The organism is Ruegeria sp., from assembly GCF_965199275.1.
GTDB lineage: Bacteria > Pseudomonadota > Alphaproteobacteria > Rhodobacterales > Rhodobacteraceae > Ruegeria.
Genome location: NZ_CBDAQX010000021.1, coordinates 598240 through 621160, shown reverse-complemented (window position 1 = coordinate 621160; position 22921 = coordinate 598240). Strand labels below are relative to the sequence as shown.

The following is a 22921-nucleotide window of genomic DNA, read 5'->3' as shown; positions in this document are numbered from 1 at the left end:
TATCAAACTTCTGTCTGGGGTGTCCCAGAAGAATACGACGGATTCTTGGTCGCTTTTTTGCCGACAGTCGGTCAGGCTAATGATAAGTGGATGGCATGGTTGCCATTTTACAGTCTAGTATCCCGTACGACCCTAGCCAAACCCGTGCCTTGCCAGGCATTCAGCCCACCGATATGTCGGAATGGTTGCATCAGGACGATGCCTTCGCTGCGCAGATGGCGCACCGCGCTACCTTGTTGAAAAACCAGCGGGACGATGTTCTGGCCCTGTCCACCGAGGCGGAGCCAGCCGCACAGGAGTTGTTACAGCTTGTGCTGCGTCAAACCTACCCAGAGGCGACTGACTGCGCTTTGCGTTTGGATGGCGTTCGCGTGCCGATTGATTTTGCAAACCCGTTGGATACGCTGTGCAATCTGGTGCAAGAGGATTTCTGCATCCTTCAGAAGCACGGGGATGAGCATGTTCTGACCGGTGCGATCTTGTGCTTTCCGGCCAGTTGGCTCTTGCGTGAAAAGTTCATGCGGCCATTCCTGACTTCCGACCTTTTTGTTGATCTGACTGGGTTTTTGGTTTGTTTTCAGGTGTGGTTGCTCAGAGGCGCGTTGTAGTGCCCCATTATTATAAAAAGTATTGACATGGGCCTTCAGATGGCTAACCTCTTCGCCCATGTTCATCCGCACCAAACATGACGCAAAGCTCAACCGCACACGGATCCAGATCGTTGAATCCGTCCGCACCGGCTCCAAGGTACGCCAGAAGATCCTGCGCCATGTGGGTGTGGCCCATAACGACAGCGAGATTGAGGATATCAAGCGTCTGGCGGGCCGCTTGATGGAGCAATTACGCATTGATCGCTCGCCGCAAATGGAACTGTTCACGCCCACGGAATATGCCGATCTGCAGGCGCTGGTGCGCCGCGCTCCGCGGCCGGACAAGCTTGGCGTTGATCTTGCCGAGTGCCGTGAGGAGGCGCGGGTCTCTCTGGGTCTGCGGGATGTCATGGGGACGATGTATGACCAACTGGGTTGGGGGGCCCTTCTGGGGGCGGCGCGTAAAAGTGCCAATCGCATTGTGAAAGAGCTGGTTATGGCGCGGATCGCACAGCCCGAGAGCAAGCGCGCGACCGTGGAGGCGTTGGAGAACCAGGCAGGCATCACGCTCAATCTGGACGTGGTCTATCGGAGCATGGATTACATCAATACGCCGGTGATAGACGGGATTTGCAAAACCTCTCACGCGGCGGCAGAGAAGTTGCTGGGCGGGCCAGTGACCGTGCTGTTCTACGATTGCACGACCCTGGCCTTTGACACCGAGCGCGAGGACCCGGCCGAGGATGCGGACGGGGTCGAGCAGGATCATCTTCTGGCCAAGGGCTTCAGCAAGGATGGCAAGCATCACCGCGCTCAGGTCATGCTGGCGCTGATCGTCACCTCCGATGGGCTGCCTGTGGGCTATGAACTCTTCCCGGGAAACACCTGGGAAGGTCATACGCTGGAAGCTGCGCTGAAGGCGTTGGAGGGACGCTTCGACGTGGCCAGGGTCACGTTCGTGGCCGATGCCGCCATGCTCAGCAAGGACAACCAGCAGATGTTGCAGAACAAGGGTCTGCCCTACATCCTCGGCTATCGCATGAAGTCCGCCCCGGCCGCCGTGAAGGCGAACATTTTGAGCCCGGAGGGACGCCAGCCTTGGGCTGGACACGGTTCTGAAGAGGCAACCGAGAAGGGCTGGTACAAGGTGATCGACCAGGAGGGAGCGCGGGTCATTGTGACCTGGTTACCCACCCGGGCACGCAATGATGCCCACAAGCGCGACAAGGCAATCGAAAAGCTGCACAAGAAGCTCAAGCGCTCTCGCAAACCCGGCAGCTTCAGCAGCCGGGGATATGGCCGCTTCCTGGCCTTCCCCGACAGCGGGGACGTCACGCTGGATGATGCAAAGATCAAGGCAGCGGCACAATGGGACGGGCTGCATGCCATTGTTGTTCATGGTGCGGACGAACTGGAGGCACAGGACGTCATTGCCCGCTATCACCAGTTGTGGGAGATCGAAGCCTGCTTCCGCACCAACAAGCACGATCTGAAAATCCGGCCCATCTATCACTGGTCGCCGCGTCGGGTCCGGGCCCATATCGCCATCTGCTACATGGCCTTCTGCTGCCTGCAGCACCTGCGCAAGCATCTGGACCTGCTCGGACACCCGATGAGCCCGGCTCGTATCCGCAACGAGTTGAACGCATTGCAGCTCTCGATCCTGCGCCACAAAGGCACCCCTGACCGCTACGGCATGCCAAGCCATGCCACGGTCGATGCCAGACGCATCCTCACCTGCGTCGGCCTGACCTGGAACGAAGCCCCTTTCAAGATACCCCCCGGGCGCACCCGAAAAACTGGCCAGACCAAAGCCTGAGCTCCCTCAACACTCCGAAACAATCGCTGGCGAAAAAAGTCCGTGTAGTGCCTTTTGGCAACCAAGGCATAAAAATATCAATGACTTATACGAAAAAATGTCGGAAGTCAGGAGAAGCACGGGGATGAGCATGTTCTGACCGGTGCGATCTTGTGCTTTCCGGCCAGTTGGCTCTTGCGTGAAAAGTTCATGCGGTCTTTGGTTGGAATTCATGTGCCCGTGGACAGTTATGATGACAATATCGCCCGTCGCGTGCAGCGCCTATTTGACGGGATACAACCGGGGCGACCGCTTTGGCGGTTCAACGCCCTATGGTATGATGACCCTGAGCTGCACCAGCCCCGTAGCGCCAGCGATCGGCGTGAAATGCGAGACCATCGTCGCGCCCCATATTTGCGTAGCGAACGTCAGACCCTTCTGCGCCTGCCTGAAACGCGCGCAGTTGTGTTTTCGATCCATACCTATGTTTTGGCAGCAAACCAGAAGCCAGAAATGGAAAACCCCGCCTGATGGCGGGGCCTCCAAGGAGGGTCTTCGGTAATAAGGTTACATGCCAAGCACGGTGGCGACATCGGCAAATGCATTGCTGGTGTTCAGCGCTACGATCGCAATGGTAAAGACCAGAACTTGCGTGTTCAGGCGGAAATCCTCACCTCGGATCAGGTTGACCGCAGCCATAGACACAGCAATCGGAGCGGACATGCTGGCGACGACACCCGTCAGGCACCAGCTGCTCAGCCGTAGGGCGTCGCTGGGACGATCGGACGTGTCCTCTTGTGGATCAGGCGTGGCATGCGCCACCGGGTCATCTTCGGTGCGAAAGGCGATGCTCAGCAATTGCTCATCGGTCAGTTGGATGGGGCGGGGGGCAGGTTTGGCAATCTCGGACTCTTCGGGTTCCGGATAGTTCAACCCTGCAAACTGTCCGCTGACCGACTGAAAGATCTGTTTGCGATTTCTGGGTTTGGTCGGTGCGAGCGTGTCAAAGGCGCTCATGAACTGCTCGACTGTCAGAACCGTATGAGGCGACAGCCATTCCACCCGCTGGGAGGAGCAGATATCGACCATGCGATACAGGATGACCACCAGCATCAGCTCCGAGATCTCGGAATCATCCAGCAGGGGCGACACCGGCGAGATCGTGATAACCAAACGGTTGCGAGGACGCGACGCAGACGGCCTGACCAGAGTCTTCAGGCCGGCGGCACGATCCAGGCGCTCATGCCGGTCGTCGGGCTGCAGCTCCTCGGTCTCGAGCGTCAAACGAACGAGATACTGGCTGCAGACGATGCTGGCCTCTGTGTTGCTTAGCAGGGCCTTGCGCTCAACGAGGTGGCCGTAGTCTTCTAAGGTCGCAGCGACAATTGTTCCGAAACGCTCGACCGCGCCGTCGGTGTCGCCTGCAAACTGCAAGCCGCCATGATAGCTGTGCTTTTTGGTCACTGCGCATTCCTTTGTCGCAAACCGTCTTGGGCATCATTCTAAAGCGCGATGTGGGGCAGAATTTGACGAAATTACAAAAAAATCGAAATTCAGATGGATTGACTACGCTTTGGAAACCAAGCGATTGAGGCTTTTTCCGTGCAACTATGGCGATATTGTGGCTGAACTGTGAGGGGTGCGCGGCGGGAACGCGGCCGGGCTATCCATCGATTCGGGCAGCCATAATAGCGATAGATTGCTGGTAGACCGAGGCTGCGTTCCACTGCTGGATAACCTTGAAATTTGGCTGCCCCGGCTGGTAGCCGCGACCGGGTTTCCAGCCCTTCTTGCGCAGAAAATTGGCGGTTGAGGCCAGCGCATCCGTCATGTTGTAGAAGTCCACACGTCGGTCCCCCGTGGCATCGACACCATAGGTCAGCGCGTTGCCGGGCAGAAACTGCGTATGACCCAGTTCGCCATGTTTTGCCCCCTTTGTCGCCATGGTGATACTACCCTGATCGACCAGTTTTAGTGCCCCAATTGCATGGGGAATAAAGAACTCGGATCGGCGACAATCATAGGCCAAAGTGGTTATTGCTGACACAACCTGACTGTCGCCCATAAAACCCCCAAAGCCGGTTTCCATACCGTGGATGGCGATCAAAACCCCGGCTGGAACTCCATATTGACGTTCTAACGCGGCGTAGAATTCCGGGTTTCTGGCCTTCCTTTTGCGGCCCTGCGCTACGATGGTATCGGCACCGCGCACGCGCATGAATTTATCCAGCGAGTATTTGAAGCTTTTCTGGTTTCGATCCGCGGCAATGGTTCCGGTCGCATATTGCGTCTGTGCTAGGGCTTGCAGGCCCTTCTTCTTCACTCCGGATTTCTTGGCCTGCTTTGCGAAATCAGCTTTCCAGGCCTCGAACCCTGCACTGGTGTTCCCACAGGGGGCCGCGAGACTAAGCGTCGGTGCAGACAGGGCGAGCGTCAGGGTTAGAATGCGCAACATCAGGTCAATTCCTTCATACAATCTGCTCCAAGGCTAAACGCCAGTTCTTGCTTCGCAAAGGGTTTAATACAGGTCCAACTCACCTGCTTGCTTGAGGTCTTCGAACCATTCATTAGGCGTTCTGTCGATCTTGGCGTGTTTGACCATCATCGCGTTCATATTCGGCAGATCCGAGGAGTCAGGCCAGTTCTCCGGCTGCCAGAGGTTGGAACGGATGATGCATTTGGGGCAGTGGGCAAAGGCGGTTTCGACATGGACCAACAATGCCAGCTTAGGAGCTTTGCCTTTGATGGCCATGGTCCTCAAGAGCGTTTCATTGGCACAGATACGTGCCGTACCGCGAAGGCGCAGCGTCTCCATCTTGCCGGGGACGAAGAAGATCACACTGACGCGTGGGTCTTTCAGAACGTTGTGAAAGGTATCGACGCGTTTGTTGCCGGGGCGGTCTGGGATGGCGAGCATCTGGTCCGAGATGACATGCACGAAGCCTTCGGGGTCGCCACGCGGAGAGATATCGAGATACCCGTCCGGGTTGGCTGATGCGATCAGGCAGAAAGTGGACCTGTCGATGAAGTCCCGGCACATCTGATCCAGAGCCGACAGTTCCTTTGCGATGATCTGAGGCAATGGCGCGCCGGTGATGCCTTCAAGCTGTTCCGCCGAGGTCACATATTCGGTGAATTGCGCGAACGGGTCATCGGGTGACATGCGCTCTCTCCCAACCTGTTTTGACTGTCAGTTTGAAAGATCACGCCAAACGAAACAAGGGCGCCCGAATGGACGCCCTTGGAATGGTAGGTCTGCAACCGGCTTAGCAGCTGTAGTACATGCCGTATTCTACCGGGTGCGGTGTGTGCTCGTAGGTTTCGACCTCTTCCATCTTCAGTGCGATGTAGCCGTCGATCTGGTCTTTGGTGAACACGTCGCCCTGCAGCAGGAAGTCGTGATCGGATGCCAGAGCTTCCAGAGCCTCACGCAGCGAGCCGCAAACGGTCGGGATGTCGGCCAGTTCTTCGGCAGGCAGATCGTAAAGGTTCTTGTCCATGGCTTCGCCCGGATCGATTTTGTTCTTGATGCCGTCCAGACCAGCCATCAGCAGTGCGGCAAACGCCAGGTAGGGGTTCGCAGCTGGATCCGGGAAACGGGCCTCAACGCGCTTGGCTTTCGGGCTCTCGGTCCACGGAATACGGACACAACCCGAACGGTTACGAGCCGAGTAGGCGCGCAGAACAGGTGCTTCGAAGCCCGGGATCAGACGCTTGTAGCTGTTGGTCGAAGGGTTGGTGAAGGCGTTCAGGGTTTTCGCGTGCTTCAAAACACCGCCAATGAAGTACAGTGCTTCGTCTGACAGGTCGGCGTATTTGTCGCCAGCGAACAGAGGCTTGCCGTCTTTCCAGATCGACATGTTCACGTGCATGCCGGTGCCGTTGTCACCAGCGATTGGCTTCGGCATGAAGGTGGCCGATTTGCCGTAGGCGTGTGCAACGTTGTGGATGACGTATTTGTACTTCTGCAGCTCGTCGGCTTGCTTAGTCAGGCTGTCAAAGATCAGGCCCAGCTCGTGCTGACAGGACGCAACCTCGTGGTGGTGCTTGTCCAATTTCATGCCCAGACGCTTCATGGTCGACAGCATTTCCGAGCGCAGGTCTTGCGCTTCGTCAACGGGGTTCACAGGGAAGTAACCGCCCTTGACGCCCGGACGATGACCCATGTTGCCCATCTCGTACTCGGTGTCGGTGTTCCACGACGCGTCGGTTGCATCAACTTCGTAGGATACCTTGTTGATACTGTTCGAGAAACGGACGTCGTCGAACAGGAAGAATTCGGCTTCTGGGCCCATGTATGCTACATCACCGATGCCCGAGGATTTCAGGTAAGCTTCAGCTTTCTGAGCGGTGCCGCGCGGGTCACGCTCATAGGCTTCGCCGGTGTCGGGCTCAACAATCGAGCAGTGCAAGCAGATGGTCTTTTCCGCATAGAACGGGTCGACATAGGCGCTTTCGGTGTCGGGCATCAGTTTCATGTCCGACGCTTCGATCGACTTCCAGCCCGCAATGGACGAACCGTCGAACATGAAGCCTTCTTCCAGGAAGTCTTCATCTACTTGGTCGGCCATGATGGTCACGTGCTGAAGCTTGCCGCGCGGGTCGGTGAACCGGATGTCGACGTACTCTGCGCCTTCTTCCTTGATCAGCTGAAGAACTGCGTCCTTGCTCATTCTCTTGATTCCTCTGAGTTGAAGATGGGTGTGTTAAAGGGCTTCCGAACCGGTCTCGCCGGTACGGATGCGAATGGCTTGCTCGACAGGCGAGACAAAGATCTTGCCGTCACCGATCTTGTCGGTTTTCGCGGCCGAGACGATGGCTTCGATCGCGGCGTCAACCTGATCGTCGTCCAATACGACCTCAACTTTTACTTTGGGCAGAAAGTCGACGACATATTCCGCGCCGCGATACAGCTCGGTGTGACCCTTCTGGCGGCCAAAGCCTTTGACTTCGATCACGCTGAGACCCTGGACACCAACGTCCTGCAGTGCCTCTTTCACTTCGTCCAGCTTGAACGGCTTGATGATCGCTTCGATCTTTTTCATTCCGGCTCACCTTGCATGGTTGTCTGAGGTGCAGTGATCACGTCTAAAGGGATGCAGCAATCCGATTGCGCGCTTCCGCGTGATCTGGTGCATTGAAAAAAGGCGCATGGTCAAATTTTGATCGGTTTGCACAAAAAGTAATCGAAATTGAATCGCGTGAGGATTTGAGATGGTTGATTTGCTGACGGCTGCGCAGATGGGTGCGCTGGAACGGACGGCCATCGACTCGGGCGAGGTGACCGGGCTGGAGCTGATGGAGCGCGCGGGTCAGGGCGTTGTGGACGCGATCTTCGAGGAATGGCCGGAGCTGAGGGATCGAGGGGCCAGCCCCTCGAGCTCCCCGGGAAATATAGAGCCAGATGAAGAGGATCCCGTGCGTGCCTTGGTTCTGTGCGGACCCGGGAACAATGGCGGCGATGGGTTTGTGGTCGCGCGGCTGCTTCGACAGCTGGGGTGGGCGGTTGAGGTGGTCTTGTTTGGCGACCCGTCAAAACTGCCTGAGGACGCGCGGACGAATTATGAGCGGTGGGGTGGACCAACACGCGCGGCTGCGGATTTGGGGGATGAGGACTTGCGCCATCCGGATGTGTCGATTGATGCGCTGTTTGGGACAGGGTTGGCGCGGCCAATCGACGATGCTGCGCTTTGGGAACGCCTTTGGTCGCATGATGATGCAGCAGATGTCTGGGCTTTGCGGCGGCAGGGGCGCGGTACAGAAATCGTGCCGCCGCGGACGGTTGCGATTGATCTGCCCTCGGGGCTTTGTTCAGTCTCAGGAAAGGTTTTGGGGGGTGCGTTTCCGGCACATGGCCGGCGCTGTGCCCGCTCGGCCCTGACGGTCACGTTTCATTCGCGCAAACTTGGGCACGTGCTGGAGGATGGGGCGTCCTATTGCGGGAAGCTGGTCGTCAAGGATATCGGGCTTAAGGGTGAGCCGAGCGCGCCCGAGGTGGTGACTGCGGTTCGGCAGCCGTCTGGCGAGGAGCTAGGGAAAGGTGTACCGGGCCACAAATACGCGCATGGGCATGCTTTGATTCTGACGGGTGGGTTTGGAAAAACTGGAGCCGCGCGACTGTCTGGGCGGGGGGCGTTACGGATTGGGGCAGGGTTGGTGACATTGGGTGTGCCGCCCTCGGCGCAGATGGAGGTGGCCTCTCAGATCACGGCCTTGATGATGATGCGGGTCGAGGGGGGCGACGACTTGCGCGACATTCTGACGGACCATCGACTAAACGCTGTGTGTCTTGGTCCAGGAATGGGGGTTGAGCGGGCCGCAGAGTTGGTACCTGTTGCCCTCGCTTCGCAGCGCGCAACGGTGTTGGACGCGGATGCGCTAGCGGCATTTGCCGAAGACCCCTCGGCCTTGTTCGGTCAGCTGCATGAAGGCTGTGTTCTGACGCCTCACGGCGGCGAATTTGCGCGGCTGTTTCCTGATATTGCCGATAAGCTCTCGGCCTCACCGACCCGAGGACCGGCGTTCTCTAAGGTAGATGCAACGCGTGAGGCTGCAAAGCGCGCAGGCTGCGTAGTGCTGTTCAAAGGGCCAGATACGGTGATCGCCGCCCCGGACGGGCGGTGTTCGGTTCACTCGGCGCAGTATGAGCGCGCGGCCCCTTGGCTGGCGACGGCCGGGTCCGGGGATGTGTTGGCCGGTTTCATCACCGGATTATTGGCTCGGGGGTTCGACGCGATGGATGCGGCGGAGACGGCGGTGTGGCTTCATGTGGAATGCGCGCGTCGGTTCGGTCCCGGATTAATCGCTGAAGACCTGCCTGAGGTCTGTCGAGAACATTCTGAATTGTCCGGTGTAGGTAACATGCCAATTGTCCGCTTCAGTTGATTGCGCGGTGGCCCAATTCGGAGGGAGCCGTAGGCGACCGTAGATTTGGGCCACCGCGTTCGCGCCACGTCGAAGCGGGTCACGCGACTTTGTGTTTGCTATCCTCCTGTGTGATGGGTGATCCGTCAGGCTGGTAGCGGCCAATGCATCTCGGGCCGTGGAAGATGACCAGTTGACCATCGGGGTATTCGTGGACCCTGACCTTCGCCTTGACGAAATGATGACGGTGCCTGTCTGCCGCGATCTGCATGACCAGGCCCTTGTAGCGCACCGTATTGTCGTTGCCGACGACGCGGTCTTCCTGCACACACAGGGTGTCGCGCACATTGCCTGTAAACGGCACGAAGGCCGAGGTCGTATCCTCCGGCTCCTTTGCAAACAGGGCATTGTGTTCGGGAAGATAGACCTCTTTCAGGAACTGATTGGCCTCTTCAATGGTTGTGATCCCATGGGACCGCAGTTCCTGCGGCAATCGGTTCTGGAACGTGCCAAACATGCGTTCAGACCGTCCACGGGCCTGCGGTGAATAGGCCGGGATCAGCTCAATGCCGAGTTGCTGCAAGGCGCGCCCGACCTGGGTCAGATTGTCCTTGTCCACTTTGCCGCCCGCTTCGGGCGTATGCCAGTAATGAGAGCCCCGATCGGCATAGAGCGAGCAAAACAGACCTTGCGCCTCGATCACCTCTGTCAGCCCCTGAAAACTGCTCATCGTCCCTTCTTCCTCGACAAAGAATGCCGAATAAACCCGGTTGGTGGCATCGTCCATGGTGACGATCAGATCCCACCACTGACCCGGAACCCATTCATGGCTGGAGCCGTCCTGATGCAACATCATGCCAACCATCGGACGGCGGGGCCGCTTGCGCCGATGGGCACCTCGTCGGGGTGCTGCCTGAACCCGGCCGTGGCGCTGCAGTGTAAGCCGCACCCAGTTGTAGCTCTGTGTGAAACCATGGTGGGCCACCAGCTTCTCGTGGAAATGCTTCGGCGTGTAATCCCAGTACTTGGTATCAAACAGTTCAAGCATCTCCATGACCTTATCCGTGGCAACACGATTGTTGGCCAGTTTGCCAAGCCGACGGTCGTACAGACCTTCTGCACCATCCGCCTCAAATCGATCCTCCCAACGCCTGACGGTGCGCACGGATACACCCAGTATCTCAGCCGCCTGTTCTTGCGTCAGCTTGTTCGCGCTTCGCCGCGAATACACATCTTCAAACTTCATCAGTCGAACTTCCTGTAACACTTCTGCTCGGTTCATAACGCCTCCTCTCAGAGACAGAATAGAACCGGACAGATCGCATGTTACATACACCGGACATATCGCGTGTTAGCGACACTGAGGTCTTGCCTGATGTTTATAAGTGTATGAATATGTAAGTGCGTCTTGCGCGACCGGGATGCGAAAATCACATCTGATCGCGCGTCCGTTACAGGAATTTCCCTGTGCGCATAGCGGCTATTTGCTGCGCTCATGAGAAGCTGTCAGATTTTTCTTGGGGGCAGCCCGTTGTTTTCGCGGAAAGGCAGTTATATGATTGAATTAAAAGAACTTATCTTGATTGCACCAAGATATTCTGTTGCGGATTCGCCACCTTCTTTTGGCGTAGGGCGCGCCCCATTGGAACGGCTCGGTGTGGTGAGCATGTGAGCAAGACCTAATAATAAACCCTTTCAAGGTGAGTGACATGACCCTTAACCTGAAAACCTCGTCTGTTGCCGCGATTTTGGCGGCGACCACGGCCATTCCGGCTGCGGCTGAGCTGAAATACGAAAACAATAGCGGCGGATATGTAGAGCTCTACGGACAGTTCAACCCCGCGCTGATCTCAGTTGACGACGGACAAGACACCGAGACACGTTTGCTGGACAACGACCTGTCCAACAGCCGTGTCGGCTTGCGCCTTACGCAGCCCTACGGCGACAACGAGTTTACGTTTCGGCTCGAAACCGGACTAGGACTGCCAAACTCGAGCGAATGGAACCAGTTGGGTACGGATTTCAGCGGTTGGACGCGGGAAGATATCCGTCACGTGGATTTCGCGCTGAAGGGCGGCTACGGCAAGTTCTCGGCGGGGCAGGGCAGCATGGCTTCGGACGGGGCGGCTGAGACGGACTTGTCTTATGTTGGAACGGCGCTCTATTCGTTCACCAACGATGAAAACTCGGGCTTCTTCTATCGCGGAACCGATGGGGTACTCAGCGACATTACGGTCGGTGACTCCAGCAGCAACTTTGACGGTGGCCGCCGGACGCGCGTGCGCTACGATACGCCTGACTTCAACGGGTTCAGTGCAGCTGTCGCCTATGGTGAAAACGCGCTCTCCAGCAGCGACGATGACACGTATTACGACTTTGCGATCGCGTACAACAACACCTTTGCCGGTGGCGTCGAGTTTGCTGCCAGCGTGGCCTATGCCGTGCGAGATTTCGACAATGTATCGGGTGAGCGCAAGGATACCATAGGGTCTGCCTCGGTTCTGCTGCCCAGCGGGTTCAGCTTTACCGCTGCTGCAGGGTCGCGGGACGACACCGCAAGTGGCGCATCGGACCCAAGCTTCTGGTATGCAAAAATTGCCTACGAGGGCGACTGGGTGGCCTGGGGTAAAACCGGTGTGGGCATCGACTACTACGATGGCTCAGACTTCAACAACGATGGTTCGGACACCAAAGCGTGGGGTATCGCTGTCGTGCAGCGGATCGACTCGATCAACACGGATGCCTACCTGAAATATCGCAACCACGATTTCGAAGATGGGACGTCGTTCGACAAGAACGAAGCTTGGGTCTTGGGCGCGCGCTGGCAGTTCTGATCAGCGATAGATGTTTCAAAAAACGCTCCGGTTCCAGCTGGGGCGTTTTTTTGCTGTTGAATAGGGTAAAACCGGGGTGATCCGGGCATTGCCCCCTTGCACGTGGACGGCTGGGCAAATAGAAGGCGTCAAATTTGCCCGGCGCGCCGTCCTGACTTCCGACATTTTTTCGTATAAGTCATTGATATTATTATGCCTTGGTTGCCAAAAGGCACTACACGGACTTTTTTCGCCAGCGATTGTTTCGGAGTGTTGAGGGAGCTCAGGCTTTGGTCTGGCCAGTTTTTCGGGTGCGCCCGGGGGGTATCTTGAAAGGGGCTTCGTTCCAGGTCAGGCCGACGCAGGTGAGGATGCGTCTGGCATCGACCGTGGCATGGCTTGGCATGCCGTAGCGGTCAGGGGTGCCTTTGTGGCGCAGGATCGAGAGCTGCAATGCGTTCAACTCGTTGCGGATACGAGCCGGGCTCATCGGGTGTCCGAGCAGGTCCAGATGCTTGCGCAGGTGCTGCAGGCAGCAGAAGGCCATGTAGCAGATGGCGATATGGGCCCGGACCCGACGCGGCGACCAGTGATAGATGGGCCGGATTTTCAGATCGTGCTTGTTGGTGCGGAAGCAGGCTTCGATCTCCCACAACTGGTGATAGCGGGCAATGACGTCCTGTGCCTCCAGTTCGTCCGCACCATGAACAACAATGGCATGCAGCCCGTCCCATTGTGCCGCTGCCTTGATCTTTGCATCATCCAGCGTGACGTCCCCGCTGTCGGGGAAGGCCAGGAAGCGGCCATATCCCCGGCTGCTGAAGCTGCCGGGTTTGCGAGAGCGCTTGAGCTTCTTGTGCAGCTTTTCGATTGCCTTGTCGCGCTTGTGGGCATCATTGCGTGCCCGGGTGGGTAACCAGGTCACAATGACCCGCGCTCCCTCCTGGTCGATCACCTTGTACCAGCCCTTCTCGGTTGCCTCTTCAGAACCGTGTCCAGCCCAAGGCTGGCGTCCCTCCGGGCTCAAAATGTTCGCCTTCACGGCGGCCGGGGCGGACTTCATGCGATAGCCGAGGATGTAGGGCAGACCCTTGTTCTGCAACATCTGCTGGTTGTCCTTGCTGAGCATGGCGGCATCGGCCACGAACGTGACCCTGGCCACGTCGAAGCGTCCCTCCAACGCCTTCAGCGCAGCTTCCAGCGTATGACCTTCCCAGGTGTTTCCCGGGAAGAGTTCATAGCCCACAGGCAGCCCATCGGAGGTGACGATCAGCGCCAGCATGACCTGAGCGCGGTGATGCTTGCCATCCTTGCTGAAGCCCTTGGCCAGAAGATGATCCTGCTCGACCCCGTCCGCATCCTCGGCCGGGTCCTCGCGCTCGGTGTCAAAGGCCAGGGTCGTGCAATCGTAGAACAGCACGGTCACTGGCCCGCCCAGCAACTTCTCTGCCGCCGCGTGAGAGGTTTTGCAAATCCCGTCTATCACCGGCGTATTGATGTAATCCATGCTCCGATAGACCACGTCCAGATTGAGCGTGATGCCTGCCTGGTTCTCCAACGCCTCCACGGTCGCGCGCTTGCTCTCGGGCTGTGCGATCCGCGCCATAACCAGCTCTTTCACAATGCGATTGGCACTTTTACGCGCCGCCCCCAGAAGGGCCCCCCAACCCAGTTGGTCATACATCGTCCCCATGACATCCCGCAGACCCAGAGAGACCCGCGCCTCCTCACGGCACTCGGCAAGATCAACGCCAAGCTTGTCCGGCCGCGGAGCGCGGCGCACCAGCGCCTGCAGATCGGCATATTCCGTGGGCGTGAACAGTTCCATTTGCGGCGAGCGATCAATGCGTAATTGCTCCATCAAGCGGCCCGCCAGACGCTTGATATCCTCAATCTCGCTGTCGTTATGGGCCACACCCACATGGCGCAGGATCTTCTGGCGTACCTTGGAGCCGGTGCGGACGGATTCAACGATCTGGATCCGTGTGCGGTTGAGCTTTGCGTCATGTTTGGTGCGGATGAACATGGGCGAAGAGGTTAGCCATCTGAAGGCCCATGTCAATACTTTTTATAATAATGGGGCACTACAACGCGCCTCTGAGCAACCACACCTGAAAACAAACCAAAAACCCAGTCAGATCAACAAAAAGGTCGGAAGTCAGGAATAGGGTAAAACCGGGGTGATCCGGGCATTGCCCCCTTGCACGTGGACGGCTGGGCAAATAGAAGGCGTCAAATTTGCCCGGCGCGCCGTTTTGCGCGCCCCGAATCCTATGGGGACTACCATAATGCAGGTTACCGAGACGCTGAACGAAGGTCTGAAACGCGGCTACAACATCGTTGTGACCGCAGCCGAGCTGGACGACAAGGTCAACGAGAAACTGACCGAAGCGCAGCCCGAAGTCGAGATGAAGGGTTTCCGCAAAGGCAAGGTGCCGATGGCGCTGCTGAAAAAGCAGTTTGGCCAGCGTCTGCTGGGCGAAGCCATGCAGGAGACCATCGACGGTGCGATGAACAAGCACTTTGAAGACAGCGGCGACCGCCCTGCGCTGCAGCCTGAGGTCAAGATGACCAACGAGGACTGGAAAGAAGGCGACGATGTCGAGGTCGCAATGTCCTACGAGGCGCTGCCTGAAATCCCGGAAGTTGACCTGAAATCGGTTGAGCTGGAAAAGCTGGTCGTCAAAGCAGACGACGCAGCCGTAGAAGAAGCGCTGAACAACCTGGCCGAAACCGCGCAGGACTTCAAAGCGCGCCGCAAGGGATCGAAAGCCAAGGATGGCGACCAGATCGTGTTCGACTTTGTCGGTAAGGTTGATGGCGAAGAATTCGAAGGTGGCTCGGCCGAGGACTACCCGCTGGTTCTGGGCTCCAACAGCTTCATCCCCGGTTTCGAAGAGCAACTGGTTGGCGTGAAAGCCGAGGAAGAAAAAGACGTCAACGTGACCTTCCCCGAGGAATACGGCGCCGAGCATCTGGCCGGTAAAGACGCTGTCTTCACCTGCACCATCAAAGAGGTGAAAGAGCCGGTTGCAGCCGAGATCAACGACGAGCTGGCAACGAAATTCGGTGCCGAGGATCTGGAAGCCCTGAAGGCCCAGATATCTGAGCGTCTGGAAGCCGAATATGCCGGTGCTGCACGCGCTGTCATGAAGCGTGGCCTGCTGGATGCGCTGGACACCAAAGTGTCGTTCGACCTGCCTCCTTCGCTGGTTGAAGCCGAAGCCAAGCAAATCGCACACCAGCTGTTCCACGAGGAAAACCCGGATGTGGAAGGCCACGACCACGGCGAGATTGAGCCTTCGGATGAGCACAACAAACTGGCTGAACGCCGCGTGCGTCTGGGTCTGCTGCTGGCAGAGCTGGGTCAGAAGGCCGAGGTTGAAGTCACCGACGCCGAGATGACCCAAGCGATCATGAACCAAGCGCGTCAGTACCCGGGGCAAGAGCGTCAGTTCTTTGAGTTCGTTCAGCAGAACGCACAGATGCAGCAGCAGCTACGCGCGCCGATTTTTGAAGACAAGGTCGTCGACTACGTGTTCGAACTGGCTCAGGTATCTGACAAAGAAGTCAGCAAGGACGACCTGCAAAACGCCGTTGAGGCATTGGAAGAGGAATAATCCTCTTCCCCCCTTTCGGGGCGCCAAAATAGAAGCGGAGCCGCCTGATCAGGGCGACTCCGCTAGGGTGGCTTTGTACTATGAGGTGAGGGGGTCAGGCCTCATGAGCAAAAGCACGGGGGGTATGTAGCAGAGCGGTCTTCTGCTCTGGCGTGAAGGTGTTGGAGAGCGTCTCGATCAGCCTCAGAACATCTTGCCGTTCGGCCTCGGTCCGTGCTGCGTTCATCTGCTCCACAAAGTATTTCTCAAGCTCTGTGAGCGGCTTGTGGTCGCGATTTGCAGGGTTCTGTTCAACCTGCTTCTTGCTGTTGAACAGCTCGAGCGCCTTGTCTTCCTCTAGGAAGACATCGGTTTTGATGCCTGCAAAGTCCCGAATGGCGTCGATACGTTCATCGGTGCAATCCAGAAGGGCGGCAAGGGCCGAGACTTTGCCCATCGGCACGGTTTTACCCACATAGTCATAGGGCGCACAGTTCGACCGTTTCAGCACCCGATCCATGATCGGGTCAATAACGGTGATGATGTCCTGAATACCGGCGTTCTTCGCATATTCCAGCGAACCGATCATCAGCTCACAGTGTCAATCGGCATTGAATAATGACCCCCCATCGGCGTCCAAATTTGACCCCCCTTGGAGCTAAGAGGGGCGTTGAGGGGGTCGTGTTTAGGTTGATTCAGGAGGGGGTGGACAGCAGGTCAAACCGAAAAGAGAGCGTAGCTCGACTGAAGGTTTGACCTGCTGTCTGTTTTGAATTTATTCCCCGATTTCGAGGTTAGTCGCGGTGGTTAATTCGCCAGCTTTCGTTCCCGGTTTCGATGATATCGCAATGGTGTGTCAGTCGATCCAGGAGAGCAGTGGTCATTTTGGCATCTGTGAACACACTCGGCCATTCAGCAAATGCGAGGTTGGTTGTTAGCAGAATAGACGTTCGCTCGTACAGTTTGCTGATGAGATGGAAGAGTAATCGTCCACCAGACTCTGCGAACGGCAGATAACCGAGTTCGTCTATAATCACGAGGTCGACGCGGATCAGCTGCTCGCTGAGCCGCCCGGCGTTGCCTTCGCGATGTTCAGCCTCCAGCTTGTTCGCGAGATCCACAGCGCTGAAGAACCTGACCCGCCGGCGGTTATTGACCGCGTGGCCCCCGATCGCTGTTGCGAGATGCGTTTTGCCCGATCCGGTTCCACCGACCAGCACGCCATTCCTGGCCTGGTCCATAAAATCGCCGTCATGAAGATTGCGCACGACTTCCTCGTTGACGGGGCTGACCGTGAAGTCGAACTCAGGTAAGGACTTGCAGACCGGGAACTTTGCGGCACCCATCTGATACCGGATCGAGCGCGCAGTCTTTTCGGCCAGTTCGGCCGTGAGGAGTTCGGCCACGACCTGTTGGGGCCGCCAGTTGTTTTTGGCTGCGGCCTGCATCACTTCGTCAAAGCAGTTGACGATGCCTGGCAACTTCAGTTGACGGGCAAGTTCGAGAATTTCCTTACGCAGTTGCATGGGAGCCTCCAAGCCTGTCATAGCGAGCGCAATCCGCGATCGGTGCCATTTTCAGCTGCAGGTGGGCAGGCGGCTCAATCGCCTTTGGCGGCGGGGGATTGGTGCGCCGAGAGACAATGTTCAGGATCGCATCGGCCTTGCGCAGGCCAGATTTTAGAGCTTCTTCGCAGGCAGCCTCGACCACATCAATGTCGTGCTGGTAAGCAGCGAAAAGAATATCGGCAAGTTGCCGGTCTCCGTCGGATGTGCCCCGCAGATGGGTCCAGATCTGCGTCATTGCCGGTGGTAGGTCCCAGTCACGGAACGGTGCTCCATTGCGCAGAGCGCCAGGCTTGCGCTTGAGGACGGGCACATAGTGCCAAGGGTTGAAGATCGTTTTTCCTCGGCCGAAGCACCGTTCGTGCTCTCCGACAATCTCACCGTCTTGGCGCAGGACAATCCGCGTGGCGTAGACCTGCAACTGGACCTGACGTCCAACAGCTCTTGCCTCAACGCTGTATTTGTTTCTTTCGAAGTTGATCAGGCAGGTTCGGCTCACGGCGACCGTCTTTTCACGGAACCCGACGAAGGGCTTCTGCAGATGCGTCAGCAGCGGCTTTTCCTGCTGGAACTCCTCCCAGACCGTCACCTCCAGGTTTTCCGGATGCCGCAGTTCTTTTGCGCGTTTGATCGCGTCTTTTTGCAGCCGGGCATTCAATTCATCGAAGTCGGCCACCTCCAGACGCGGTGTAAAACTATAGGCGCGGCTCTCCTTGACCAGATTCTCAACCTGACCCTTCTCCCAACCGGCCGCGCGCGTACAGGCGATCGGGTTCACCAGATGATGAGAACACATCCGGGAGAATGCCTTGTTGAACTTTCTTTCCTTGCCCGACAGGATCGCATCGACGGCGGTCGTCATGTTATCGTAGATCCCGTTGATGCAGCCTCCACCAAAGAATTTGAAGGCCTCGTCGTGGGCATCAAAGACCATCTCCTGCGTCTCGCGCGGATAGGCAATGGAGAATGGCATGCGGCTATGGCAAAGTTTGAAATGGGCAACCTTCACGGTCGTGAGTGCACCGTCCATCAAAACCGTCTCCACACTCCAGTCGAACTGGTACGCCTCCCCAGGATCAAAGATCAGCGGGATGAACGCCTGCGCCTGTTGTCGGCCGTGCGCAATGCGCCAATTCTTTGTGTAGCGTCGAACACTGTCATACCCGCCGCCAAAACCATCATCGGAGAGTTCCTTCCAGATTTTGGTCATCCGCTTGCGGTGTTTCTTCGGAAGCGCCTCGTTCTCCTCAAGCGTTTCATCCAGACGCGCGCGCCAAGGCCCGAGCACCGGGTATGGCTGCGATTTGCGCTCATATTTGAACTCCGTCACTCCCGATCGGATTATCTTTCGAACCGTTGCACGGCTCAAATTGAGCGAACGGCAAATTTCCTTGATGCTCTTTTTTTCGATCAGGTGTAAGCGACGCACTTTTCTAATAGTTTCCACGCAAATCATCCCGCTTGCCTCTCCATCGACTGCTCAATGAAAGGGAATTATATACTTAAGTAACATTTTTATAGTGGACTGTCGCATATTGACGCGATAAAAACGAAAACCGCGCAAGGTATTTTAGCACTCTGCGCTCTCTTTAATCAGGCTTCTTGATACTCATTGGCCGCATGAATGCAGCCCTGATTTCATCCAATGACATTTCAGGCATGTCGATTTCTTCTTCCAACTCAGCCTTGGTCGGTTGATATTTGTTCGATCTGATGTGCAGATCGGCGGGTTCAGGCAGGTCTGCATTGTAACGTTGGTTTGTCATGCGAATTCCTAAATTGAATACATTGGTTTTAGCCGAGAAGTTCTCGCAAGCGGGTTTGGATTGGTTCAATTTTAGCCAGTTCGGTCAACAAAAACTCTACGTTGTCGGGGCCGTCGGCCTGACGCGCCCGCACAATACTGTCGTAATCAATTTCCAACAAATCACAAAACTCCCGACCTGTCATTGCCTCATCGATTGAAATTCTCTTCTTGAATCCTTCCCAGATCGCTTGCTTGTCTTCTTGATTGAAAGCACAAAAGTGTGCCTGGAACCGATATTGAATATGCTGGGCGTTGCGTTGAATGAACCCGTGCATTGACTGCCTCTCTGCGCTAGCTTTTTTTGTGTCGAACACATGACCGTCCTTCAACTCAACTATATGGCAGTTTTGCTCGCCTTTTCGGCGCTTGAAAACCATAAAGTCAGGCTCTGATCCCGAAAAATCCAAGGTCCGACTTCGTTTAATTTCACGTTTTCGGGCAAGCAACACGCCCTCAGGCATGATTTCTTGTTCCAAAAAGGTGTCCAGATTAGGGATGTTGGGAACAGCTTCCACGATCATCGATTCCAGTTCTGACCCCGATGAGATTACAGCTGACTGTATCTTGCTGGCCAATTCACCTAACGCTTCATTCCCAAACAACCGGGCGTAAGAACCAGATGTGTTCTTTGGTTTGGCATCCCGTAATCGTGCCATAATCTAACCGTTCAAGTCGCAACCAAGGAAGGTGCGGCCATGGTTTCGTGCCGCTTGCAGAACCGAAAACGACCCGGCAGCCGGATCAATTACAAAATCGCCTTCGTGGCTCACGGCGGCCATGAGTTGACCTTGTATGTCTATTGGTTTGGAATGTGGGTGATCCCGCTGGGATACTTGTTCTTGAATTACATCTGGAATGTTATGTATTTTCCACACGCCTTTTGCCTTACGCGGCTGTTTCTGTAGTACTATGCAGTATTCTCCTCTGCGCCGAGTGCGATAGCCCATACCAAATGTACCCTTGTTCCACGTTAAAAGATCCACAATGTCCAGCCTCGTTCCGTCCAGCCACGGGTGAATACCTTGGCAAAGGTGAAACTTATCCACCCATAAAAAGAGATGGCCTGATGGGATAAGCGTACGATCTATTCCGCGAATAAAATTGGCGATGGCCTCCTCCGGCATTTGCTGTAGGGCGCTGCGGCGTTTTCCACGAACTTTGCCTTCGTTCCCATATGCCAGCTTTTCAAGCACGCCACGGTATTGGGGATCGAAGAATGCGACTGGAACTGCGTCCGCAGGTATAGCGGAAAGGAACTCAAGACCGTCCATCTTAAGGCGCGTGTTGGGCTTAAGGACATCGGGAAGCACCAGCTTTGGCACGGTCACCGTGCGCGTGTTGGAAAATACCCCGGCAGTACTTTGCGAAGTTCCGACGCTCATGACCGCGCTCCGCTATTCAATCCGTTATCCTCGATTAGCTTCTTGTAAGGCAGGTTCTTTCCAGCCATCCCATGCACAACGCCGCCCATTTGGTCGATTGTATCCTTTGGCCTGTTGTTGTGACGGTGCTGAAACTCGTCCACATAGCGTTGCAGATGCTTGGGCGACATCTTGTGATAGACGCCATTATAACCCCGCTTCATAGGAGCCCAAAAGCTTTCCAGCCCGTTGGTGTGCGCCTGATCGCGGACATATTCACCCACTGAGTGCTTTACCACCTCATGCGGCCTGTCAATGCCCTTGTAGGCACTAGTGTCGCTAACACGCGATATGTCCGGTGTATGTAACATGCGATCTGTCCGGTTCTATTCTGTCTCTGAGAGGAGGCGTTATGAACCGAGCAGAAGTGTTACAGGAAGTTCGACTGATGAAGTTTGAAGATGTGTATTCGCGGCGAAGCGCGAACAAGCTGACGCAAGAACAGGCGGCTGAGATACTGGGTGTATCCGTGCGCACCGTCAGGCGTTGGGAGGATCGATTTGAGGCGGATGGTGCAGAAGGTCTGTACGACCGTCGGCTTGGCAAACTGGCCAACAATCGTGTTGCCACGGATAAAGTCATGGAGATGCTTGAACTGTTTGATACCAAGTACTGGGATTACACGCCGAAGCATTTCCACGAGAAGCTGGTGGCCCACCATGGTTTCACACAGAGCTACAACTGGGTGCGGCTTACACTGCAGCGCCACGGCCGGGTTCAGGCAGCACCCCGACGAGGTGCCCATCGGCGCAAGCGGCCCCGCCGTCCGATGGTTGGCATGATGTTGCATCAGGACGGCTCCAGCCATGAATGGGTTCCGGGTCAGTGGTGGGATCTGATCGTCACCATGGACGATGCCACCAACCGGGTTTATTCGGCATTCTTTGTCGAGGAAGAAGGGACGATGAGCAGTTTTCAGGGGCTGACAGAGGTGATCGAGGCGCAAGGTCTGTTTTGCTCGCTCTATGCCGATCGGGGCTCTCATTACTGGCATACGCCCGAAGCGGGCGGCAAAGTGGACAAGGACAATCTGACCCAGGTCGGGCGCGCCTTGCAGCAACTCGGCATTGAGCTGATCCCGGCCTATTCACCGCAGGCCCGTGGACGGTCTGAACGCATGTTTGGCACGTTCCAGAACCGATTGCCGCAGGAACTGCGGTCCCATGGGATCACAACCATTGAAGAGGCCAATCAGTTCCTGAAAGAGGTCTATCTTCCCGAACACAATGCCCTGTTTGCAAAGGAGCCGGAGGATACGACCTCGGCCTTCGTGCCGTTTACAGGCAATGTGCGCGACACCCTGTGTGTGCAGGAAGACCGCGTCGTCGGCAACGACAATACGGTGCGCTACAAGGGCCTGGTCATGCAGATCGCGGCAGACAGGCACCGTCATCATTTCGTCAAGGCGAAGGTCAGGGTCCACGAATACCCCGATGGTCAACTGGTCATCTTCCACGGCCCGAGATGCATTGGCCGCTACCAGCCTGACGGATCACCCATCACACAGGAGGATAGCAAACACAAAGTCGCGTGACCCGCTTCGACGTGGCGCGAACGCGGTGGCCCAAATCTACGGTCGCCTACGGCTCCCTCCGAATTGGGCCACCGCGCAATCAACTGAAGCGGACAATTGGCATGTTACCTACACCGGACAATTCAGAATGTTCTCGACATGCCCTTGTAGGCACTAGCCTCATCGGTATAGAGTGTTGCTCCTTCGACGGCATGCTCGTTCACAAACCCCTGCAAGGTCTCTTTGTCTGTGCTCTCTACCACTTTGGCAACAACCTGACCCGTTTCGCGATCCCTGATACCAGCAACAGCAGCCTTGCCAACAGCGCCACGTCCAGCCTTGAGTTTCTTCTTCGCGTGTTTGTTGCCTTCCTTGCCGCCTATGTAGGTTTCATCTGCTTCGACTGGGCCATTAAACCAAGGCATGTTTGCCTCCATTGCAGCCCGAAGACGATGCAGCATGAACCACGCGGACTTCTGCGTAACACCAAGCTCACGGTGCAACTTCATCGAAGATACGCCCTTAAGGTTAGTTGTGAACAAGTAAATACCAATGGCCCATGTGCGATATGGTAGCCGGGTATTCTCAAGGATCGTGCCGACCCGAACCGTAAACATGGGTTTTTTGGAGCACTCACGACACCTGTGCGTCATGCTTGGATGCCTGATGCCTGACTGCACGTTGAAAGAACCGCAATGCGGGCAAAACGGACCATCTGGCCAATGTAGTTCCTCAATCCACTTACGCGACTTTTCTTCATTACCGAACATTGCAGCAACCTGTAGGAAGGTCAGGCCCTTGCGGTTTGATTTTCCCGGTGCTTTTGTCATTTTTACACTCCTGAATGTTATTAAAATGTAACAAATGCGTCGGAGTCCGTCAATCATAAATGTTACTTAAGTATATAATTCCCTTTTCGCACACCTGCTTCAGAAACTCGGTGTACCGAGT

General features: G+C 56.3%; 21 protein-coding genes and 2 pseudogenes. 8 read left to right on the top strand and 15 right to left on the bottom strand.

Annotated features, from left to right (window positions below):
* Nucleotides 1-95 precede the first annotated feature (95 nt).
* The 3 genes and pseudogenes from ACOERD_RS17825 to ACOERD_RS17815 all read left to right on the top strand — a co-directional run.
* A complete protein-coding gene (locus tag ACOERD_RS17825) occupies nt 96-608 on the top strand; it encodes a heme-dependent oxidative N-demethylase subunit alpha family protein (RefSeq protein ID WP_419740166.1) in 513 nt (170 codons plus the stop codon).
* Nucleotides 609-666: 58 nt separating this feature from the next.
* Nucleotides 667-2409, top strand: a complete 1743-nt coding sequence (locus ACOERD_RS17820) for an IS1634 family transposase (RefSeq protein ID WP_419738202.1) — start codon at nt 667-669, stop codon at nt 2407-2409.
* A gap of 111 nt (nt 2410-2520) precedes the next feature.
* A pseudogene (locus tag ACOERD_RS17815) lies at nt 2521-2919 on the top strand (heme-dependent oxidative N-demethylase subunit alpha family protein); the annotation flags it as partial.
* Between the two features lie 36 nt (nt 2920-2955).
* On the opposite strand, the gene ACOERD_RS17810 reads toward ACOERD_RS17815, so the two are convergent.
* The 5 genes from ACOERD_RS17810 to ACOERD_RS17790 form a co-directional block, all read right to left on the bottom strand.
* Complete coding sequence (locus tag ACOERD_RS17810) at nt 2956-3852, bottom strand: hypothetical protein (RefSeq protein WP_419739909.1); 897 nt, start codon at nt 3850-3852, stop codon at nt 2956-2958.
* A 199-nt stretch (nt 3853-4051) separates the two neighbouring features.
* Nucleotides 4052-4843, bottom strand: coding sequence for a lytic murein transglycosylase (locus tag ACOERD_RS17805; protein ID WP_170676472.1), 792 nt, complete (start codon nt 4841-4843; stop codon nt 4052-4054).
* Nucleotides 4844-4906: 63 nt separating this feature from the next.
* Nucleotides 4907-5551, bottom strand: coding sequence for an MSMEG_1061 family FMN-dependent PPOX-type flavoprotein (locus ACOERD_RS17800; protein ID WP_419739908.1), 645 nt, complete (start codon nt 5549-5551; stop codon nt 4907-4909).
* 103 nt (nt 5552-5654) lie between these two features.
* Complete coding sequence (glnA, locus tag ACOERD_RS17795) at nt 5655-7061, bottom strand: type I glutamate--ammonia ligase (RefSeq protein WP_419739907.1); 1407 nt, start codon at nt 7059-7061, stop codon at nt 5655-5657.
* Nucleotides 7062-7094: 33 nt separating this feature from the next.
* Complete coding sequence (locus ACOERD_RS17790; RefSeq protein ID WP_170325301.1) at nt 7095-7433, bottom strand: P-II family nitrogen regulator; 339 nt, start codon at nt 7431-7433, stop codon at nt 7095-7097.
* 169 nt (nt 7434-7602) lie between these two features.
* Here ACOERD_RS17790 and ACOERD_RS17785 point away from each other — a divergent pair, with 169 nt between their 5' ends.
* On the top strand, nt 7603-9273 hold the full coding sequence (locus tag ACOERD_RS17785; protein WP_419739906.1) for an NAD(P)H-hydrate dehydratase: 1671 nt from the start codon (nt 7603-7605) through the stop codon (nt 9271-9273).
* Between the two features lie 79 nt (nt 9274-9352).
* Here the strand turns inward: ACOERD_RS17785 and ACOERD_RS17780 are convergent, their stop codons facing one another.
* A complete protein-coding gene (locus ACOERD_RS17780) occupies nt 9353-10534 on the bottom strand; it encodes an ISNCY family transposase (RefSeq protein WP_419737631.1) in 1182 nt (393 codons plus the stop codon).
* Between the two features lie 427 nt (nt 10535-10961).
* Between ACOERD_RS17780 and ACOERD_RS17775 the strand changes: the two genes are divergently transcribed.
* On the top strand, nt 10962-12086 hold the full coding sequence (locus tag ACOERD_RS17775; protein ID WP_419739905.1) for a porin: 1125 nt from the start codon (nt 10962-10964) through the stop codon (nt 12084-12086).
* 262 nt (nt 12087-12348) lie between these two features.
* On the opposite strand, the gene ACOERD_RS17770 is transcribed toward ACOERD_RS17775, so the two are convergent.
* Entirely contained in the window at nt 12349-14091 is a 1743-nt protein-coding gene (locus ACOERD_RS17770; protein ID WP_419738202.1) for an IS1634 family transposase, read from the bottom strand.
* Between ACOERD_RS17770 and ACOERD_RS17765 the strand changes: the two genes are divergently transcribed.
* Nucleotides 14084-14233, top strand: coding sequence for a hypothetical protein (locus tag ACOERD_RS17765; protein ID WP_419737963.1), 150 nt, complete (start codon nt 14084-14086; stop codon nt 14231-14233). The genes ACOERD_RS17770 and ACOERD_RS17765 overlap by 8 nt on opposite strands.
* 120 nt (nt 14234-14353) lie before the next feature.
* Nucleotides 14354-15685, top strand: coding sequence for a trigger factor (tig, locus tag ACOERD_RS17760; RefSeq protein ID WP_419739904.1), 1332 nt, complete (start codon nt 14354-14356; stop codon nt 15683-15685).
* Nucleotides 15686-15779: 94 nt separating this feature from the next.
* Here tig and ACOERD_RS17755 read toward each other — a convergent pair whose 3' ends face one another.
* From ACOERD_RS17755 to ACOERD_RS17725, 7 genes and pseudogenes are all read right to left on the bottom strand, one after another.
* Nucleotides 15780-16253 carry an acyl-homoserine-lactone synthase gene (locus ACOERD_RS17755; RefSeq protein WP_419739903.1) on the bottom strand — a complete coding sequence of 158 codons (474 nt, stop codon included), beginning with the start codon at nt 16251-16253 and terminating at the stop codon, nt 15780-15782.
* 205 nt (nt 16254-16458) lie between these two features.
* A complete protein-coding gene (gene istB, locus ACOERD_RS17750) occupies nt 16459-17190 on the bottom strand; it encodes an IS21-like element helper ATPase IstB (protein WP_419737606.1) in 732 nt (243 codons plus the stop codon).
* Nucleotides 17177-18685, bottom strand: a complete 1509-nt coding sequence (gene istA / locus ACOERD_RS17745) for an IS21 family transposase (protein ID WP_419737605.1) — start codon at nt 18683-18685, stop codon at nt 17177-17179. The genes istB and istA overlap by 14 nt, the downstream gene beginning before the upstream one ends.
* A gap of 133 nt (nt 18686-18818) precedes the next feature.
* On the bottom strand, nt 18819-18995 hold the full coding sequence (locus ACOERD_RS17740; protein ID WP_419737675.1) for a hypothetical protein: 177 nt from the start codon (nt 18993-18995) through the stop codon (nt 18819-18821).
* A 28-nt stretch (nt 18996-19023) separates the two neighbouring features.
* Nucleotides 19024-19692: a hypothetical protein gene (locus ACOERD_RS17735; protein WP_419737676.1), complete on the bottom strand. Its 669-nt coding sequence runs from the start codon at nt 19690-19692 to the stop codon at nt 19024-19026.
* A 3-nt stretch (nt 19693-19695) separates the two neighbouring features.
* A complete protein-coding gene (locus ACOERD_RS17730; protein WP_419737677.1) occupies nt 19696-20418 on the bottom strand; it encodes a DNA methyltransferase in 723 nt (240 codons plus the stop codon).
* Between the two features lie 116 nt (nt 20419-20534).
* Nucleotides 20535-20768, bottom strand: a pseudogene (locus ACOERD_RS17725) (transposase); the annotation flags it as partial.
* Between the two features lie 41 nt (nt 20769-20809).
* Between ACOERD_RS17725 and ACOERD_RS17720 the strand changes: the two are divergent.
* Nucleotides 20810-21991, top strand: a complete 1182-nt coding sequence (locus tag ACOERD_RS17720) for an ISNCY family transposase (RefSeq protein WP_419737631.1) — start codon at nt 20810-20812, stop codon at nt 21989-21991.
* A 122-nt stretch (nt 21992-22113) separates the two neighbouring features.
* Here ACOERD_RS17720 and ACOERD_RS17715 read toward each other — a convergent pair whose 3' ends face one another.
* Nucleotides 22114-22800: an IS1595 family transposase gene (locus ACOERD_RS17715; protein WP_419739902.1), complete on the bottom strand. Its 687-nt coding sequence runs from the start codon at nt 22798-22800 to the stop codon at nt 22114-22116.
* Between the last annotated feature and the right edge of the window lie 121 nt (nt 22801-22921).

What these genes read in the sequence shown, in the direction of transcription:
- glnA (WP_419739907.1), bottom strand. Translation starts at nt 7,061, where the DNA reads ATGAGCAAGGACGCAGTTCTTCAGCTGATCAAGGAAGAAGGCGCAGAG.
- ACOERD_RS17780 (WP_419737631.1), bottom strand. Translation starts at nt 10,534, where the DNA reads ATGAACCGAGCAGAAGTGTTACAGGAAGTTCGACTGATGAAGTTTGAA.
- ACOERD_RS17770 (WP_419738202.1), bottom strand. Translation starts at nt 14,091, where the DNA reads ATGTTCATCCGCACCAAACATGACGCAAAGCTCAACCGCACACGGATC.
- ACOERD_RS17735 (WP_419737676.1), bottom strand. Translation starts at nt 19,692, where the DNA reads ATGGCACGATTACGGGATGCCAAACCAAAGAACACATCTGGTTCTTAC.
- ACOERD_RS17720 (WP_419737631.1), top strand. Translation starts at nt 20,810, where the DNA reads ATGAACCGAGCAGAAGTGTTACAGGAAGTTCGACTGATGAAGTTTGAA.
- ACOERD_RS17775 (WP_419739905.1), top strand. Translation starts at nt 10,962, where the DNA reads ATGACCCTTAACCTGAAAACCTCGTCTGTTGCCGCGATTTTGGCGGCG.
- istB (WP_419737606.1), bottom strand. Translation starts at nt 17,190, where the DNA reads ATGCAACTGCGTAAGGAAATTCTCGAACTTGCCCGTCAACTGAAGTTG.
- ACOERD_RS17800 (WP_419739908.1), bottom strand. Translation starts at nt 5,551, where the DNA reads ATGTCACCCGATGACCCGTTCGCGCAATTCACCGAATATGTGACCTCG.
- ACOERD_RS17730 (WP_419737677.1), bottom strand. Translation starts at nt 20,418, where the DNA reads ATGAGCGTCGGAACTTCGCAAAGTACTGCCGGGGTATTTTCCAACACG.
- ACOERD_RS17820 (WP_419738202.1), top strand. Translation starts at nt 667, where the DNA reads ATGTTCATCCGCACCAAACATGACGCAAAGCTCAACCGCACACGGATC.
- ACOERD_RS17790 (WP_170325301.1), bottom strand. Translation starts at nt 7,433, where the DNA reads ATGAAAAAGATCGAAGCGATCATCAAGCCGTTCAAGCTGGACGAAGTG.
- tig (WP_419739904.1), top strand. Translation starts at nt 14,354, where the DNA reads ATGCAGGTTACCGAGACGCTGAACGAAGGTCTGAAACGCGGCTACAAC.
- ACOERD_RS17785 (WP_419739906.1), top strand. Translation starts at nt 7,603, where the DNA reads ATGGTTGATTTGCTGACGGCTGCGCAGATGGGTGCGCTGGAACGGACG.
- ACOERD_RS17740 (WP_419737675.1), bottom strand. Translation starts at nt 18,995, where the DNA reads ATGACAAACCAACGTTACAATGCAGACCTGCCTGAACCCGCCGATCTG.
- ACOERD_RS17825 (WP_419740166.1), top strand. Translation starts at nt 96, where the DNA reads ATGGTTGCCATTTTACAGTCTAGTATCCCGTACGACCCTAGCCAAACC.
- ACOERD_RS17715 (WP_419739902.1), bottom strand. Translation starts at nt 22,800, where the DNA reads ATGACAAAAGCACCGGGAAAATCAAACCGCAAGGGCCTGACCTTCCTA.
- ACOERD_RS17805 (WP_170676472.1), bottom strand. Translation starts at nt 4,843, where the DNA reads ATGTTGCGCATTCTAACCCTGACGCTCGCCCTGTCTGCACCGACGCTT.
- ACOERD_RS17765 (WP_419737963.1), top strand. Translation starts at nt 14,084, where the DNA reads ATGAACATGGGCGAAGAGGTTAGCCATCTGAAGGCCCATGTCAATACT.
- ACOERD_RS17755 (WP_419739903.1), bottom strand. Translation starts at nt 16,253, where the DNA reads ATGATCGGTTCGCTGGAATATGCGAAGAACGCCGGTATTCAGGACATC.
- istA (WP_419737605.1), bottom strand. Translation starts at nt 18,685, where the DNA reads ATGATTTGCGTGGAAACTATTAGAAAAGTGCGTCGCTTACACCTGATC.